General features: G+C 59.8%; 1 protein-coding gene. It reads right to left on the reverse strand.

The genetic code is table 11. The annotated features are described in order from the left end of the window. The coding region (locus tag LUU93_RS21910) for a phosphotransferase (protein WP_232683226.1) at positions 1–331 on the reverse strand (331 nt) is incomplete at its 3' end. Positions 332–376: the final 45 nt, after the last annotated feature.

Below are 376 nucleotides of genomic sequence, written 5' to 3' on the forward strand. Positions count from 1 at the left end.
CGGCAGGAGCAAGGTGAGATGACAGGAGATCCTGCCCCGGCACTTCGCCCAATAGCAGCCAGTCCCTTCCCGCTTCAGTGACAACGTCGAGCACAGCTGCGCAAGGAACGCCCGTCGTGGCCAGCCACGATAGCCGCGCTGCCTCGTCCTGCAGTTCATTCAGGGCACCGGACAGGTCGGTCTTGACAAAAAGAACCGGGCGCCCCTGCGCTGACAGCCGGAACACGGCGGCATCAGAGCAGCCGATTGTCTGTTGTGCCCAGTCATAGCCGAATAGCCTCTCCACCCAAGCGGCCGGAGAACCTGCGTGCAATCCATCTTGTTCAATCATGCGAAACGATCCTCATCCTGTCTCTTGATCAGATCTTGATCCCCT

The sequence above is a fragment of the Flavobacterium soyae genome, assembly GCF_021245985.1.
In the GTDB taxonomy this organism is placed as follows: domain Bacteria; phylum Bacteroidota; class Bacteroidia; order Flavobacteriales; family Flavobacteriaceae; genus Flavobacterium; species Flavobacterium soyae.